Here is a 15,456-nt window from a genome sequence, read left to right on the forward strand (position 1 = left end):
TCGCTTCGCTCGCTCAACCAGCGATAGAGGAGGCCTGCTCCGCGACGCGGCCGTATCGAGAGTAGAGTTTCGGCGCTGAAATCACGATTTCAGCGCCGAAACTCTACTCTCGGGCAGCGCTCGTTGGGCAACGGCACAGAACGCGGAGCGAAGCGGTGGCGGATCGACGGACTCGCCCGAGGACGTGCGCCCGGGACGGGCTATCCGGCGGTGAAAATGACCCCTCTATGAGGGACGCCGTCGATTGCCGACGGGTGTAATGTTGCTCTGTCCGGCGACCCCGCCGGCCCCGTAATACCTCCCCGCAACACCCACCCGCGCCGGCGACCGGCGCGGGATTTTCACGTTCTTGAAGGAGAGAACATGGCGAATACTTCCGCGCCCGCCGTCGCCAGGGGCGCGACCCTCAAGCGCAGCCTCGGCCTGTGGGCGATCGTCGGCCTCGGCCTCGGCTATATGACCCCGACCGTCATCTTCGACACCTTCGGCATGGTGGCGGAGGAGTCGAACAACGTGGTGCCTCTCGGGTATCTCGTCGCGCTCGTCGTCATGACGTTCACCGCCATCAGCTACGGCAAGATCTCGGGCGCGATCCCGAGCGCCGGTTCCGCCTACACCTATGTGCGCGAGTCGATGCACCCGAATGCCGGCTTCATGGTCGGCTGGGTCGCCCTCATCGACTACATGCTACTGCCGCTGGTCAACGCGCTCATCATCCGCAGCTACCTGGAGGCGCTGTTCCCCGGTATTCCCGGTTTCGTCTGGGTGGCCGTCTACGTCGCGGGGGTGACGGGCCTCATCTACCTCACGATGCGCGGCACCTCGAACCTCAACATGCTGCTGCTGGTGTTCTCGCTCGTGGTGATGGTCGTGTTCATCTTCCTCGTGGTCTTCCAGCTCAACCGAGGGGAGGGGCTCGGCACCGTCGCCTCGATGAATCCGTTCTTCCACTCCGAGGTGCAGGCTACGGCGGTGCTGTCGGCCGCCACCGTGGTGTGCTTCTCGTTCATCGGGTTCGACGCGGTCACCATGTACGCGGAGGAGGCGAAGACGCCGAAGATCATGCCGAAGGCGATCCTGCTCACCGTGCTCATCGGCGGCGGCATCTTCCTGGTGACGGCGTACTTCACGCAGCTGCGATTCCCCGACTGGGAGGTCTTCCTCATCGAAGGCGAGACCGTGGCCGAACAGCGGCAGTTCCTCGACGACTCGACGCTGCCGCTCATCGGCCAGGGTGTCGGCGGCAGTGTGCTCATGGCCGTGCTCACCGCCGCGGGATTCTGCGCCACGCTCGCCTCCGGCCTTGCCTCCCACGCCTCGGTGTCGCGCATGCTGCTGGTGATGGGTCGCAACAGCGTGCTGCCCAAGCGATTCTTCGGATACATCAATCCCAAGACGCACACCCCGACCTTCAACATCGTGCTGACGGGAGCTATCTCGCTGCTGGCCGCGGCGTTCACCCTTGAGCAGATCGCCGATTTCATCAACTTCGGCGCGCTCATCGCGTTCACCTTCGTCAACCTCTCGGTGATCGCCTGGTTCGCGATCCGGAAGGGCCTGCGCAAGACGCCGAAGGACATCTTCAACTACATCGTGATGCCGCTCATCGGCACGGTGATGACCGGTATCCTGTGGGCGTTCCTGTCGGGTTACTCGCTCATCGGCGGTCTGACCTGGACCGCGATCGGCTTCGTCTACCTGCTCGTCCTCACCAAGGGATTCCGCCGACCGGTCGCCTCGTTCGACGAGAACCAGCCGGTCACCGGATTCAACAAGGTGCCTGCGGATCAGTAGCCCGCGGGCGCGCGCAGAGCGGCTCGTCGCATCACGCCGGAAGGGATTCCTCCGCGGCGGGCGCGGCGGGCCGTTCGCTGTTCCGGTCGCCGGCGGCGGCACGCCGCCCGGTCCGTCGGCTCGGGTCGAAGAGCGGCAGCGTCACCGAGCACAGCGGGCCGATGAGCAGCGCGAAGGCGACGGTGCCGAGTCCGACGTTGCCGCCGAGCACCCATCCGATCGCCAGCACCGTCACCTCCACCGCGGTGCGCCCGACCCAGATGGGCGTGCCGAATCGGGCATGGATACCGGTCATGAGTCCGTCGCGCGGGCCCGGGCCGAGACGCGCCCCGATGTAGATGCCGCTCGCGACGGCGAGCAGCACCAGGCCGATGGCGAAGAAGAGCACGCGCAGCCAAAGCGGTTCGGGCGCGGGAAGCAGCCACAGCCCCAGTTCGATGCCCGGACCGACGAGCAGGATGTTCAGGATCGTTCCGATGCCGGGCTTCTGGCGCAGAGGGATCCACAGCAGCAGCACGAGCAGTCCGATGATGTTGGTGAGCAGCCCGATGCCGAGCCCGCTGTGCACCGAGAGCCCCTGTGCGAACACGGTCCACGGGTCGACGCCGATCACGGCGCGGATCATGAAGGCGTCGGCGATCCCGTACAGCAGCAGGCCGGGGATGAGTCGCGCGAGTCGTGGGAGCATGAAGAAGAGTCCACCTCAGATTGGCCTTGTGTTCAAGATGCCAACCTGCATACAGTGGCCTGATGAACGAGTCGTGGACCTCTCAGCGCCTGAGCGCGCGCCGCTTCACCGAGATGCTCGGGGACTGGCGCGGCAGCGGCCACGGCTATCTCGAGCTCGCGGAGAGCGCGGCGCTGCTGGTGCGCGACGGACGCATTGTGCCGGGCACCACGCTTCCCGCCGAGCGCCCGCTGTCGGATGCGCTCGGCGTCAGCCGCACCACGGTGGCCGCCGCATACCAGCGCCTTCGCGACACCGGAGCGGTCGTGTCTCGCCGAGGATCCGGCACGGTGGTGCGCGGCAGCGGTGGGGAGCGCTCGGCGCTCTGGTCGGGATCGGACGGAGGGATCGACCTCTCGAGCGCCTGTCCGGAGCCGTGGAGCGGGCTCGCCGAGCTCAACGCGCGGGCAATGGCCGAACACCCCGACGCGTTCCGACTCGTCGGCTACGACACGCTGGGGCTCCCGGCGCTCCGCGCTGCGATCGCCGAGCGGTATGCGGCGCGCGGGATCCCGACGGCACCCGAGCAGATCATGGTGACGCTCGGTGCGCAGCACGCCATCTTCCTGATCGCCCGCACGCTGCTGCGCCGCGGAGACCGCACGCTCGTCGAGTCGCCCAGCTACCCGCACGCCCGCGAGGCGCTCGCCGCGACCGGCGCTCTCGTCGCCGAGCTTCCCGTCGGCGGCCCGGGCGGGTACGATGCCGTGAGCATGCTCGAGATCGCGGAGCGCACCTCGCCCCGCCTGGCCTATCTGATCCCGGATCATCACAATCCGACCGGGCTGAGCATGCCCGATGAGCTGAAGGCGCGCCTCATCTCGACGCTCGCATCCCAGGGCGCCCACGTCATTGCGGACGAGACCACCGCGGAGCTCGTGCTGGGTGAACCCCGTCGCGTCGTGCCGTTCGCCGCCTTCGCCGAGCAGGAGCACCAGCAGGATGCGATCATTACGGTCGGGTCGATGGGCAAGACCGTGTGGGGCGGCATGCGCGTGGGCTGGATCCGCGCGGCCCCGGACCTCATCGTGCGGCTCGAGGCCGCGCGCCGCGTGGGGGATCTGGGCACGGGCACGTGGGAGCAGGTGCTCGCGCTCATCGCGCTCGAGCAGTACGACACGATCCTCGTCGAGCGTGCGCACGTGCTGACCGCGCGGCATCGGCTGCTCGCCTCGCGCGTTGCTGAGGAACTGCCCGAGTGGCGACTCACGCCCGCCGTCGGCGGGGTGTGCGTCTGGGCCGACCTCGGCGCCCGGGTCAGCACTCGGCTCAGCCGGGCCGCGGCCGGGCTCGGGGTGCGGCTGCCCTCGGGCCCGCGATTCGGCAGCCCCGGCACCTTCGAGCGTTTCGTCCGGCTGCCGTTCTCGGAGACGGAGGAGGTGCTCTCCGACGCCGTGGGGAGGCTCGCGGAGGCCTGGCGGAGTGAGGGCGACGCGTTCCCGGCGGAGGTGTTCGCCGAGGCGGTGATCTGAGCGTCACGATGTGGCGGGGGAGTGTACGACCCGACCGGTAAGCTAGAAGGATCATGCTCGATCTTGATTTCAGTGCACGCATCCGCGCCGTCCGTTCGACCTATGCCGACATCGCGGCGGTGACGGACCTGCCGAAGCTCGATCGCGAGATCATCGAACTCGAGCAGCAGGCCGCTGCTCCGGATCTGTGGGACGACCCCGCAGCGGCCCAGAAGGTGACGAGCGGTCTGTCGCACCGTCAGGCGCGGGTGAAGCGCCTGCGCGCCGTGGAGCAGCGCATCGACGACCTCGAGGTGCTGATCGAGCTGGCGCAGGAGATGGACGACGCCGACTCCGCAGCCGAGGCGGCCGAGGAACTGACCGCGATCGAGGCGGTGGTGCAGGATCTCGAGGTGCAGACGATGCTGTCGGGCGAGTACGACGAGCGCGCCGCGGTCGTCACGATCCGTTCGGGCGCAGGCGGCGACGACGCCACCGACTTCGCCGAGATGCTGCTGCGCATGTACCTGCGCTGGGCTGAGCAGCACGACTACCCGGCGAAGGTGCTCGACACCTCCTATGCCGAGGGCGCCGGTATCAAATCGGCCACATTCGAGATCGACGCGCCCTACGCGTTCGGCACGATCTCCGTCGAGGCGGGCACGCACCGTCTCGCGCGCATCAGCCCCTTCGGATCGGCCGACAAGCGGCAGACCAGTTTCGCGGGCGTCGAGGTGATCCCGCTGCTCGAGGAGGCGACCGAGGTCGACATTCCCGAGGCCGACATCCGCGTCGACGTGTTCCGCTCGTCGGGCCCCGGCGGCCAGTCGGTCAACACCACCGACTCCGCGGTGCGCATCACGCACATCCCCACGGGCATCGTCATCTCGATGCAGAACGAGAAGTCGCAGATCCAGAACCGCGCCGCCGCGATGCGCCTGCTGCAGACCCGCCTGCTGCTGCTGCAGAAGGAGCAGGAGGCCGCGAAGAAGAAGGAGCTCGCCGGCTCGATCACGGCGAGCTGGGGCGACCAGATCCGCTCCTACTTCCTCTACGGCCAGCAGCTCGTGAAGGATCTGCGCACCGGGCACGAGTCGTCGCAGCCCGACGCGGTGTTCGACGGCGACCTCGACGGTTTCATCGCCGCCGGCATTCGCTGGCGCTCGCTCTCGAAGAACGACTGACGCCACCCGTCATCCTGCGCGGAGGCCGCCTGAGGGGGCCTGACCTCGTCATCCTGCGCGGAGGCCGCCTGCGGCCGGAGTCGCAGGATCCACGTGACCGGATCCTGCGACTTCGCGCAGAATGACGAGCGCTGCACAGCGCGCCTGGGTTCGGTTTCAGGACGCAGGGCGTATTGTCGAGGCGTCATGATCCTCTTCGAGAACGTCACCAAGAAGTACCGGGGCACCGCGAAACCCGCGCTCGACGGCATCGACCTCAAGGTCGACCGCGGCGAGTTCGTATTCATCGTGGGCGCCTCCGGGTCGGGCAAATCGAGCTGCCTGCGTCTGATCCTGCGTGAGGATCAACCGAGCGCGGGCAAGATCCACGTGCTCGGCCAGGACCTCAGCAAGATCTCATCGCGCAAGGTCCCGTACTTCCGCCGCAACCTCGGAACCGTGTTCCAGGACTTCCGCCTGCTCACCAACAAGACCGTCTACGACAACGTCGCCTTCTCGCTGCAGGTGATCGGCAAGTCGCGCGGCTTCATCCAGGAGGCCGTGCCCGACACGCTCGAGATGGTGGGGCTCGCGGGCAAGGCGAAGCGCTACCCGCACGAGCTCTCGGGCGGTGAGCAGCAGCGCGTGGCGATCGCCCGCGCCATCGTCAACAAACCCGCGATCCTGCTCGCCGACGAGCCCACGGGCAACCTCGACCCCGCGACCAGCCTCGGCATCATGCAGCTGCTGCGCGCCATCAACGCGGCGGGCACGACGGTCGTCATGGCCACGCACGAGGCGGCCTTCGTCGACATCATGCAGCAGCGCGTCGTGGAGCTCTCGCAGGGTGTCGTGGTGCGCGACGAGGTCGGCGGAGGCTACGGGGAGACCGCGTCGATCCCGGTGACGGATCTCTCCGCCGAGGGAATGCAGGTGCTGCGCACCACCGAGGCCGTCGTACGCGCCGCCCTCGCTCCGGAGGACGTCCCCGAGACCGAGCACGCCGAGACCGTCGAGGCTGCGGCCGAGGCCTCGGCCGGCGGCGAACCGGATCCGGACACCGCTCCCGTGGGGATCGTGAGCGCGGCGCCGGATCCGGATCCCGGGGCGAGCCCCGATCCCGAAGCGCCGTCCGAGCCGCCCGGGGACGAGGAGTCGTCGCGGGAGGCATCCGTGTTCGAGCAGCCGCACCCGTTCGGCGAAGACGACGCGGACATCGACGGTGATGACGATACGGTGCGCTCCGGCGGGCCGCAGGCTCGCCGGATCCCGAGCTTCCTCGACCCCGACCGCCCGATGGATCCTGTGCGGATGTCCGAGACGGGCAATCTCGCGGAGCACCTCGGGTTGCACCGGAAGAACGACGATCAGACGGATGTGGGGCCGGTGCGATGAGGGCTGGACTGGTGATCGGCGAGGTCTGGAACGGCCTGCGCCGCAACATGTCGGTGGTCATCTCCGTGGTGCTGGTGACCTTCGTGTCGCTCACCTTCGTGGGGGCGGCGATCCTGATGCAGCTGCAGATCCAGCAGATGAAGACCTTCTGGTACGACCGGGCTCAGGTGGCCGTCTACCTCTGCACCGACTACGACCAGAGTTCGACCTGCTCCGGCGAAGACGCGGGCGAGGACGAGATCGCGGCGGTCGAGGAGGCGCTGCAATCGGACACCCTGAGCCCCTACGTCGACGACTTCTTCTTCGTGACGCACGAGCAGGCCTACAAGGAGTTCGTGCAGCAGTTCGAGGGCAACCCGATCGTCGACATCACGAAGCCGGAGCAGCTCAACCAGACGTTCTGGGTCAAGCTCAAGGATCCCTCGCGCTCCGACATCATCACGGAGACCTTCTCGGGCATTCCGGGCGTGCAGAGCGTCTCGGATCAGCGCAGCCTGCTCGACCGCATCTTCCTGTTCCTGGGGGTGGCCAGCTACACGGCCATCGTCATCGCGGGCCTCATGCTCGTGGCGGCCATGCTGCTGATCTCGACGACGATCAGGCTCTCGGCGTTCTCCCGTCGGCGTGAGATCGGGATCATGCGCCTGGTGGGGGCATCGAACCGCTTCATCCAGACGCCGTTCATCCTGGAGGGGATCATCGCCGCGCTCTTCGGGGCCGTGCTGGCGAGTGCCGCCTCCGTGGGGATCGTGCGCTTCTTCGTGCAGGGGTTCCTCGCGAGAGAGGTGCCGTTCACGAGCTACATCACCGTGGAGCAGGCGCTCGTGGTGCCACCGATCCTCGTGCTCGTGGGCGTGATCCTCTCGGCGATCGCGGCGAAGATCGCGATCACGCGGTACCTGCGGGTGTAGCACCGGTTGCGGTAGGCTGGATCTTCGCGCGTGAGCGCGGATCCCGCACCAACGCGACGGCAGAAAGGATGTGACATGCCCAAGGAGACCGGCGAGAAGCTGATCGCCTCCAATAAGAAGGCCCGGCACGAGTACAACATCCTCGACACCTACGAGGCGGGTCTGGTGCTCACCGGCAGCGAGGTGAAATCGCTGCGCATGGGGCGCGCGTCGCTCGTCGATGGTTACGTCTTCATCGAGCACGGCGAGGCCTGGCTCGATGCGGCGTACATCCCCGAGTACCTCAACGGGTCGTGGACCAACCACGCGCCGCGCCGCAAGCGCAAGCTGCTGCTGCACCGCCAGCAGATCGACAAGCTCTACCAGAAGACCCGCGAGGGCGGCATGACGATCGTGCCGCTGCGCCTGTACTTCCTCGACGGTCGCGCCAAGGTCGAGATCGCCCTCGCGAAGGGCAAGAAGGAATACGATAAGCGGCAGACGCTGCGCGAACGGCAGGACAAGCGCGAGGCCGAGCGGGCCATGCGCAGCAAGAACCGGCTGGGGGAGTAGCGCCCGTCGCGTCGGGCGGTTCGCTCGTTTCCCCGAGGACCGTTGCGTCATTCTGCGCGAGCCTGCGAGTCGCAGAATCTCCGGGTGGGATCCTGCGACTCCGCTCGCGGGCTCGCTCCGCGCAGGATGACGGGGAGGGGCGGGCTCGCGCCACACTGGCTGACGGGGAGAGAGGTCTCGGTGAGCTACACCGTGTCGAGTGCGCGGCTGACGTCGAGCAGGATCCCGTTCTGCAGCCGGTGCCAGTGCTCGGTGTCGGGATCGGGCCACGACGACAGCTTGACGATCACGGAGTCGGTGGGCGGATCGAGCCACAGATTCTGCCCGTGGATGCCGATGCCGCTCACGTTGCCGCGCTCGTTGCCCGTGCACCACCACTGGCGGGTGTAGCTGCCGTCGGGGAAGGCATCCGTGAAGCCCTTGTAGGTCATCGCCTCGCGCGATCCGCCGTCGAGCACACGGCGCACCCAGTCCTCGGAGACCACGCGGCCGCCGGGGGCGACGCCGCCGTCGAGCATCATGCGCCCCACGCGCGCGAGATCCCGCGCCGTGCACGAGACGCCGCCGTTCGCGAAGCCGAAGCCCGTCGTGTCGACGGTGATGGTGGCGTCACGGTCGGCGCCGAGCTTCGCCCACAGGGAGGCGGAGAGTGCCTCGGCGTAGCGCATGCCGGTGACCCGTTCGACGATCCAGGCGAGCACGTCGGTGTTCGCCGAGCAGTACTGGAACTCCCCGGTGCTGCCGTCGCCGCGCAGTGCGGTGAGGAACTCGTACGTGTCGGCGTGGTCGCCGTGGCGGCGCGTGCGCCAGCCGGCCGAACGATCGTGGGTCTGCACCTCGGATGCGGGGTCGACGTAGTCCTCGTTGTAGTCGATCGAGATCTGCATGTCGAGTACCTGCTGCACCGTCGGGCCGTCGTAGACGGAGCCGGCGAGCTCGGGTACGTAGCGAGTCACGGGCATCGCGGGATCGATCCGGCGCTCGTCGACCAGTGCTCCGACGACCGTGCTGCACAGCGACTTCGAGACGCTCATCAGCAGGTGCCGGTCGTCGGGCTCGAAGCCGGCGCGGTAGTACTCGGCCACGACCTCCGTTCCGCGCAGCACGAGGAAGGCGTCGGTGTACGTCTGTTCGAGGCGCTGTTCGAGATCGGGAAGCTGCACCGCGATCGCGTCGAGCCGCGCGAGGGCATGACCGGGCGCGTTCACCGGGCGCCGCGAGACCGCTGCCGAGGGCACCATCTCGCCCAGATGGGCGAAGGCCCAGCGGTTGTGCGGGGGCTCCTGCCAGCTGTCGAGCGTCGGTTCACCCGCGGCGGCGCCGGGGTATCGGGCGGGGTGCGAGCCGGTGGTGGGCGTGTTCATCGAGCGTCTCCGAAGGTGTAGCCGCGACGGGTGAAGAGGTAGTACAGTCCGCCGCTGACGATCATCGCAACGGGAGCGGAGAGATCGATGTAGCCCATGGCCTCGGCGATCGCGCCGCTCCAGAAGTCGGTGGTGAGGAAGAAGGAAGCGGCTGCGCCGCCGATGATCCCCGCGGCGAGGCCGGGAACGCCGAAGCCACCGGTGTACCAGTACTTCGCCCCCGGGCGCTCGTCGAAGAGATCGAGGCCATCGTATCGGTTGCGGCGCAGCAGGATGTCGGCGCAGTAGACGGTGATCCCGGGTGCCGAGATGAGGATCAGCACCTGCAGCATGATGTTCACCGCGTCGAGCAGGCTCGTCGACATGACCAGGTAGATGGTGAAGAAGGTGCCGAGCACGCCGATGATGATGGCCGAGGGAATGCGTCGGATCGGGATGCCGATCGACTGGAACGCCATGCTGGCGGTGTAGGTGGTCATGCCGTTGAGAGCGACGGTGTTGACGATGACGCCGATCACGAAGACGGGGACGAGCCAGATCGGGAGCATGTCGAGCAGGGCGAACTCGATGCCGAACTCGAGCGCGTCGGCCGAGACGACACTTCCGAGCAGCGCTCCGATCGAGGTGAAGAAGAACGTCGGCAGCGCGCCGCCGAGCGCCGTGGCAGCGATGATGCGGGATGGCCTGGTGTCTTCGGGCAGGTAGCGGGCCATATCCGCGCTGTTCGAGAAGGAGAGCGGGGTGGAGGCGAGGATGGCGAAGCTGATGGTGAGGCTCGACCACAGCTCGATGCCGCCGAGCGGCTCGGGCTGCTGAAAGGACCAGTCGACGGTCGGCAGGATGAACGCGGTGACGGTCAGGAAGATGACCAGGAGCGCGATGGTGAGGGCCGCGTAGGCCTTCAGGATCAGCGCGTGGCCGTACACGGCGACGAGCACCGTGATCGCCGCGACGCCGATCGTGACGACGATGAGCGCCAGATCCTTGTCGACGCCCATCTGTGCGAGGAGCTCGGCGCCCATGAACGAGGAGGCCACCCAGTTGAGGGCGAGGAAGACGCCGGAGATGAACCAGCCGTAGAAGGCGATGTAGATCTTGTTGCCGATGATGCCGTAGATCGCGCGGGTGATCACCGAGCCCGAGGTGCCGGCCGCGGGGCCGCTGATCGCGACGATCCCCGGGAACACCCAGAGCAGGTTCGAGGCCGCGATGACGAGGATCGCCTGCCAGATCTCGAGCCCGAGGAGCACGGTGAGGGAGGCGCCGATCGTGAAATTGAGCACGCTGACCATGGGCGCCGCCCATACGCCGAAGAGTTCGCGCGGGCGCCCGTGGCGCTCGGAATCGGCGATGAGCTCGATGCCACGGGTTTCGGGGTGCGTGGCGACGTCGACGAAGCCGGCGTCGGCGCTGACGGCGGGGATCTTGCGCACGGGGGAGTTCCTCTCGCGAAGCCTCGAGCGTCGTTGCCGGTCGACCGGAGCAACTCTGCTATTGGTCATGGGACCAATGGGCTATTGGTCACCTATACAATATGAAGATGGATACGGTGTCAAGCGGAAAGGCTCCGAGGGTGCGGAAGCAGCCCGAGGAGCGGCGCGCGGAGATACTCTCCGAGGCTGCTCGGATCGCTCTCGAGAGCGGGCTCGAGCGCATCACGCTGCGCGCGGTGGCTGAGCAGCTGGGGGTGCGGCCGGGGCTGATCAGTCACTATTTTCCAGCAGCGGAAGACCTGGTCATCGCAGCCTTCGAGCTCGCCATCGCGACTGAGCGGGAGTGGCTCTTCGGTGCTCGGGGCACAGCGCTCGAGCGCCTGATCGGATTCGTGAGGCGAGTGGAGTCGAACGAGGCCGTCGAGCTGGCACGGCTCTGGCTCAACGCCCGTCATCTCGCGCGCTTCATGCCTGCGCTCGTCGTCGCCATCGAGCGGCAGGAGGCTCTCGATCGTGCGTGCCTGATCGAGTTGATCGAGGGCGGGATCGCCGAGGGGGAGTTCAACGTCGCCGACGTGCTCGGCGCCTGTGTGCGCATCTTCATGGCGGTCGACGGCTTCGGCTCGTACGCCAACAACCAGACGCCGTTCGAGCACGATGCCTACGACCACTACGTCGTCGACGTCTGCGAGTGGGCGCTCGGGCTCGAGCGGGGGGTGCTGCGCACCGCCGTGCGGGGCTGACTCTGCCCCTGCACCTGCACCTGCACCCACCCACCACTACCTCGTCGAGATCCCAGTTTCCGTCGCTCGCGCAGTGGCTCGACGGTAAGAATCGGGATCTCGCCGCCTGCCCGGGTGGGGGTGCGCTGTTCGGCTGGCCCTTCACTTCGGGCTCTGGAACTGGTATTCTGTAAGGCCGGGATGAATCCCGGTTTGACAATTCCACAGCGCGTGATGCGAACGCCCCGAACTGTGCCGACCAGGCGCAACACACGGGGCCGATCGGTTTCGACACGTCGATTTGAGACTGTGAGAAGCGGGCCGAGGACGCGGAGTTATCTCGTAAACGCCCTTCGCAAACCATAGGTGCCAACGCTAAGCGCACCGACTTCGCTCTCGCTGCCTAAGCAGTAAGACCGAGTCCGTCAGGTCGGGTGGGCCTCCGCCCCGGTTTCCTGGCGTCATCTAGGAGGCTTGCTGGTGCGTCGTGTCTCAGGGCGCATCGGGACTTTCACTGAGGCTGGGCCTGTCATCCTAGGTGTTCGTGACAAAGGATGGGGCCGAGTAGAATGTCTGCACGAACTACGCTCGTAGAAGGCACGGAATCGTCGAAGTGGACCGGGGTTCGATTCCCCGCGGCTCCACCATTGGGTCACTATTCGAAACACCAGCCACTCTTGGGGTGGTGAAGAGTTCGGATAGGTGTTGCATCACGCGCTGTGAGAGTTTGTCGGGGAGGCCGCCCGCTTGGGTGGCCTCTCTTTCGTTTCCTGCCTTGAGTCGCCAAGCGTCTTCCAATGCTCGTGCGAACAGGTCACGCAGCCTCTCCTCGTTCATCCCCGTCTCAGCTGCCTTTCGGGTCGTCTGCGCAGCCATGAGGGCGTTGTAGGGTTCGTTGAAGCCGGCACTGACAGTCTCGTTGTCCGAAATGTAGATCCGGCCGAAGAGCGCCTGGTTCAGTCGTCTGCGCACCTCGTGAGACGCATTCATGTAGAGCTCGTATGGGCGCTCCAGCAGTTGCAGTTCCGCGTCGAGCTCCCGGGCTCCTGCAGTTAGGTCCAGGACTACGGCGTCTCGCTGGCTCGTGAGGCGTCCGCGTTCCTGCTTGATGCGAAACAGCCGACTCTTGATTTGCGCCGTATCCAATGCGCCGTCCTGGGCAAGGTCCAGTAGATTCTCTTCTTGCTTCCGCAAGGTCTGGAGCTGAGTGTCGATCTGTTTCTTGAGTACCTTCTGGGCGTGATCCTGGTCTGTGAGCGTTTCAGACATGAGGGAGCGAGCCTCAGCGAGGAACTCAGGTTCGAGTCGGCGCTTGAGATACTCTCGCTCCACCGCTTCTTCCACCCGATGGACGCTGTGATGGGGGCTTGCACACGTGCCGTCCTTGGTGCCCGGACAGAAGAAGTAGAAGTACTCGTTGCCATGTCGTCCGACACTGCGCTGAATAATGAGTCGCCGATCCACGACCCGTTCTGCACGGCACCTGCCGCAGTAGACGGTGCCTTTCAGGAAGTGATGGTGCTGTCGCCTGCGCTCACCAGATTTCCCTCGCGAATCCGCCAGGCGCTGTACTGCGTCGAAGAGTTCGGGGTCAATGATTGGCTCGTGGCGCCCTGGATACAGGTCGCCTTTGTAGCGCACCATTCCGATGTAATACGGGTCTCGCAGCATGAGCACGACCTTGTTGATGGAGATCGGAACCGCTGGCCGTTTGGGGGTGGGTTTCGTGAGTAGCCCACGGTCTGTCAGCTCATCAGCGATGTTCTCGAGTGTGTACTCGCCCGTTGCATAGAGCTCGAAGGCCAACCTGATGTAGGGAGCTCGTTCCTGGTCCACTATGACGGTGCGGATCTCCCTGTCCTCGAAGTGATCAATGGCGTTCAGATAGCCGAGCGGAGCCTTGCCGATGGTGCCGCCGCGCTTTGCCTTCTCCGCCATCTTGTACTTGATGTCTTCGCCAGACGCGGTTGATTGGTACTCGTTGAAGACGGAGATCATGCCGCGCATTGCTTTACCTGCGGCGGAGTCCGATATTGGCTCCGTGGCAGAGATGAGCTTGACGCCAAGCTTCTGCAGGAGGATCCCGAAGACGGCGTCTTCCCACTGGTTGCGTGCTGCTCGGCTGAACTTGTAGACGATGACGTAGTCGACGTCCCGGTGGGTTTGAATGCGCGCGATCATGTCGCGGAAGGCTTTTCGCTTGGTGATCTCTGTTGCTGAGCGGCCTGGCTCTACGTACTCGCCGACGACGGTGAGGTTGAGTGATTCGGCTGCGCTGAAACAAGAAGTGCGTTGGGTCGGGATGGAATTGCCCTGGGGATCGTAGTCGGTCTTGACTTGGCCTTCGCTCGAGACGCGGAGGTAGAGCAGTGCGCGGCTTCCTTCCGGGACCTCGCTCGTGTCTGCGTAGCCGGTGTAGGCCTGTTCCTCGGCTTCACCGGAAATGAAAGGCGGTGGCTGGGATTTCGAAGTGAGCCCGAGAATGCTTGTCGGGTCAAACATGTCTGCGTTGAGCAAGGTGACTCCTTAGAACGAATCGGTTGGGGCTGTAGGGAGCAAATTCAATGGGAAGGAGGCGCGACGGAGCTGCTCGGTTGTTGCGCCATGGAGTTGACTGCGTCGCCAGACCAGGTCAGAGATCCTGGAGTCCGACAAGACGGGTGATCCGACGTCTTGACCGCACTTCTTGACCACAACGGCCCCCACTAGGCACAGCGCTGAACGACTCTGAAGAGCCCTGATTACCGAGGTCGGGAGATCGTTGTAGGGGTTCCAGGCCTGCCTCTTAAGCAGGATGTCGTGGGTTCGAGTCCCACCTGGCCCTCCAAGAAGTTCCGCCGTTTCGGGTCTGCTGAGGCTTTGGTTGAGTCCGGGGTTTATGCCGCCAGGGTGACGGCGTCTTTCATTATGGTCTCGAATTCGATGGGGGTCAGTTTCCCGAGTCGGCGTTGCCGTCTCTTGCGGTGATAGATGCCCTCGATCCAGCTGACGATCGCGAGACGGAGCTCGAGACGAGTGTTCCACCGCTGGCGGTCGAGGACGTTCTTCTGCAACAGACTGAAGAAGCTCTCCATGGCGGCGTTGTCACCACACGCGCCGACGCGGCCCATCGAGCCGACGAGCTCGTGACGCTTGAGTGCCTTACGGAATTTCCTCGATCTGAATTGACTTCCGCGATCGGAGTGCACCACGACGCCTGCCGGGTTCCCCTGGTGGGTGACGGCCATCTCCAGGGCGTTCACTGCCAGACGAGCCTTCATCCGAGAGTCGATCGAGTAGCCGACGATCTTGTTGTTCCACACGTCCTTGATCGCGCAGAGATACAGCTTCCCTTCCCCCGTCCAATGCTCCGTTATATCCGTCAGCCACAGCTGGTTCGGGCCCGCGGCGGTGAAGTCGCGGTTGACGAGATCGTCGTGCACGGGCGGGCCCGCTTTCCGATACCGGCGTTTGCGGGTCGTGATCGTCGAGCGGATCCCCGCGACATGACACAGCCGCCACACGCGCCGCTCGCTGAGCTGGTAACCGAGGTCGGCGATATCGTCGGACAGAACCCGGTACCCGCCCTCAGGGTCGTCCTCGTGCAGTTCCCGGAGCACCCCGATCAGATGCGCCTCCTCGACCTCACGCGCGCTGGCAGGCTGCTTCAGCCACTTGTAGTACGCCTGCTCGGTGAACCCGAGCACCCGGCACGCCACCGCGACCGGCACCCGCACAAGGGCACCGGCCGCGGCCATCTCACGAACGAGCGGGTAGATCATTTTGGGGGCAGGATATGCGCCTGCGAGAGATACGCCGCCGCCCGCCTGAGCACCTCGTTCTCCATCTCCAGCTCCCGTATCCGCCGCAGCGCCGCTGTCATCTCGCGGCGCTCGTCAGGATCGGTCGATGGTGTCATCCCATGCGTCCGGAACCGGTCATCTGGGTCTGATGCACGTTTAGGT

The 15,456-nt window shown here is 65.8% G+C and carries 11 protein-coding genes, 1 tRNA gene, 1 other RNA gene and 1 pseudogene; 9 read left to right on the plus strand and 5 right to left on the minus strand.

Annotation, left to right across the window (positions count from 1 at the left end):
* Nucleotides 1–363: 363 nt before the first annotated feature.
* Nucleotides 364–1,794, plus strand: coding sequence for an APC family permease (locus AMS65_RS02415; protein WP_193786997.1), 1,431 nt, complete (start codon nucleotides 364–366; stop codon nucleotides 1,792–1,794).
* A gap of 31 nt (nucleotides 1,795–1,825) precedes the next feature.
* On the opposite strand, the gene yczE is transcribed toward AMS65_RS02415, so the two are convergent.
* Nucleotides 1,826–2,482, minus strand: coding sequence for a membrane protein YczE (gene yczE / locus AMS65_RS02420; RefSeq protein WP_053382560.1), 657 nt, complete (start codon nucleotides 2,480–2,482; stop codon nucleotides 1,826–1,828).
* 62 nt (nucleotides 2,483–2,544) lie between these two features.
* On the opposite strand from yczE, the gene yczR reads away from it, so the two are divergent.
* The 5 genes from yczR (at nucleotide 2,545) to smpB (ending at nucleotide 7,993) form a co-directional block, all read left to right on the plus strand.
* Complete coding sequence (gene yczR / locus AMS65_RS02425) at nucleotides 2,545–3,993, plus strand: MocR-like transcription factor YczR (protein WP_053382561.1); 1,449 nt, start codon at nucleotides 2,545–2,547, stop codon at nucleotides 3,991–3,993.
* A 53-nt stretch (nucleotides 3,994–4,046) separates the two neighbouring features.
* A complete protein-coding gene (prfB, locus tag AMS65_RS02430; protein ID WP_053382562.1) occupies nucleotides 4,047–5,156 on the plus strand; it encodes a peptide chain release factor 2 in 1,110 nt (369 codons plus the stop codon).
* A 186-nt stretch (nucleotides 5,157–5,342) separates the two neighbouring features.
* A complete protein-coding gene (ftsE, locus tag AMS65_RS02435) occupies nucleotides 5,343–6,530 on the plus strand; it encodes a cell division ATP-binding protein FtsE (RefSeq protein WP_053382563.1) in 1,188 nt (395 codons plus the stop codon).
* The gene (gene ftsX / locus AMS65_RS02440; RefSeq protein ID WP_053382564.1) at nucleotides 6,527–7,441 is read left to right on the plus strand and encodes a permease-like cell division protein FtsX; all 915 of its coding nucleotides are present in this window, start codon (nucleotides 6,527–6,529) and stop codon (nucleotides 7,439–7,441) included. Before ftsE ends, ftsX begins: the two co-directional genes overlap by 4 nt.
* A gap of 75 nt (nucleotides 7,442–7,516) precedes the next feature.
* Nucleotides 7,517–7,993 (plus strand): SsrA-binding protein SmpB, encoded by a 477-nt coding sequence (gene smpB, locus AMS65_RS02445; protein ID WP_053382565.1) that lies wholly within the window; start codon nucleotides 7,517–7,519, stop codon nucleotides 7,991–7,993.
* 185 nt (nucleotides 7,994–8,178) lie between these two features.
* Here smpB and nylB read toward each other — a convergent pair whose 3' ends face one another.
* Entirely contained in the window at nucleotides 8,179–9,357 is a 1,179-nt protein-coding gene (gene nylB, locus AMS65_RS02450) for a 6-aminohexanoate-dimer hydrolase (protein WP_053382566.1), read from the minus strand.
* On the minus strand, nucleotides 9,354–10,790 hold the full coding sequence (locus AMS65_RS02455) for a purine-cytosine permease family protein (RefSeq protein WP_241489308.1): 1,437 nt from the start codon (nucleotides 10,788–10,790) through the stop codon (nucleotides 9,354–9,356). Before AMS65_RS02455 ends, nylB begins: the two co-directional genes overlap by 4 nt.
* Nucleotides 10,791–10,897: 107 nt before the next feature.
* Between AMS65_RS02455 and AMS65_RS02460 the strand changes: the two genes are divergently transcribed.
* Together AMS65_RS02460 and ssrA are read left to right on the plus strand one after the other, a co-directional pair.
* Nucleotides 10,898–11,533 (plus strand): TetR/AcrR family transcriptional regulator, encoded by a 636-nt coding sequence (locus AMS65_RS02460; RefSeq protein WP_053382567.1) that lies wholly within the window; start codon nucleotides 10,898–10,900, stop codon nucleotides 11,531–11,533.
* A gap of 253 nt (nucleotides 11,534–11,786) precedes the next feature.
* Nucleotides 11,787–12,159: a transfer-messenger RNA gene (ssrA, locus tag AMS65_RS18560) on the plus strand.
* A gap of 964 nt (nucleotides 12,160–13,123) precedes the next feature.
* Here the strand turns inward: ssrA and AMS65_RS20610 are convergent.
* Nucleotides 13,124–14,014: pseudogene (locus AMS65_RS20610) on the minus strand (recombinase family protein); the annotation flags it as partial.
* 250 nt (nucleotides 14,015–14,264) lie between these two features.
* On the opposite strand from AMS65_RS20610, the gene AMS65_RS02470 reads away from it, so the two are divergent.
* Nucleotides 14,265–14,339, plus strand: a tRNA-Ser gene (locus AMS65_RS02470).
* Nucleotides 14,340–14,388: 49 nt separating this feature from the next.
* Here AMS65_RS02470 and AMS65_RS02475 read toward each other — a convergent pair.
* A protein-coding gene (locus tag AMS65_RS02475; RefSeq protein WP_157502019.1) for an IS3 family transposase occupies nucleotides 14,389–15,456 on the minus strand; the annotation gives its coding sequence in 2 pieces (ribosomal slippage) (nucleotides 14,389–15,284 and nucleotides 15,284–15,456; 1,069 coding nt annotated over the 2 pieces). This gene is flagged as partial in the annotation.

The sequence above is a fragment of the Leucobacter celer subsp. astrifaciens genome (assembly GCF_001273835.1).
In the GTDB taxonomy this organism is placed as follows: domain Bacteria; phylum Actinomycetota; class Actinomycetes; order Actinomycetales; family Microbacteriaceae; genus Leucobacter; species Leucobacter celer.

Coding starts and splice junctions, on each gene's coding strand:
- smpB (WP_053382565.1), top strand. CDS start 7,517: ATGCCCAAGGAGACCGGCGAGAAGCTGATCGCCTCCAATAAGAAGGCC.
- ftsX (WP_053382564.1), top strand. CDS start 6,527: ATGAGGGCTGGACTGGTGATCGGCGAGGTCTGGAACGGCCTGCGCCGC.
- AMS65_RS02460 (WP_053382567.1), top strand. CDS start 10,898: ATGGATACGGTGTCAAGCGGAAAGGCTCCGAGGGTGCGGAAGCAGCCC.
- prfB (WP_053382562.1), top strand. CDS start 4,047: ATGCTCGATCTTGATTTCAGTGCACGCATCCGCGCCGTCCGTTCGACC.
- AMS65_RS02415 (WP_193786997.1), top strand. CDS start 364: ATGGCGAATACTTCCGCGCCCGCCGTCGCCAGGGGCGCGACCCTCAAG.
- ftsE (WP_053382563.1), top strand. CDS start 5,343: ATGATCCTCTTCGAGAACGTCACCAAGAAGTACCGGGGCACCGCGAAA.
- yczE (WP_053382560.1), bottom strand. CDS start 2,482: ATGCTCCCACGACTCGCGCGACTCATCCCCGGCCTGCTGCTGTACGGG.
- nylB (WP_053382566.1), bottom strand. CDS start 9,357: ATGAACACGCCCACCACCGGCTCGCACCCCGCCCGATACCCCGGCGCC.
- yczR (WP_053382561.1), top strand. CDS start 2,545: ATGAACGAGTCGTGGACCTCTCAGCGCCTGAGCGCGCGCCGCTTCACC.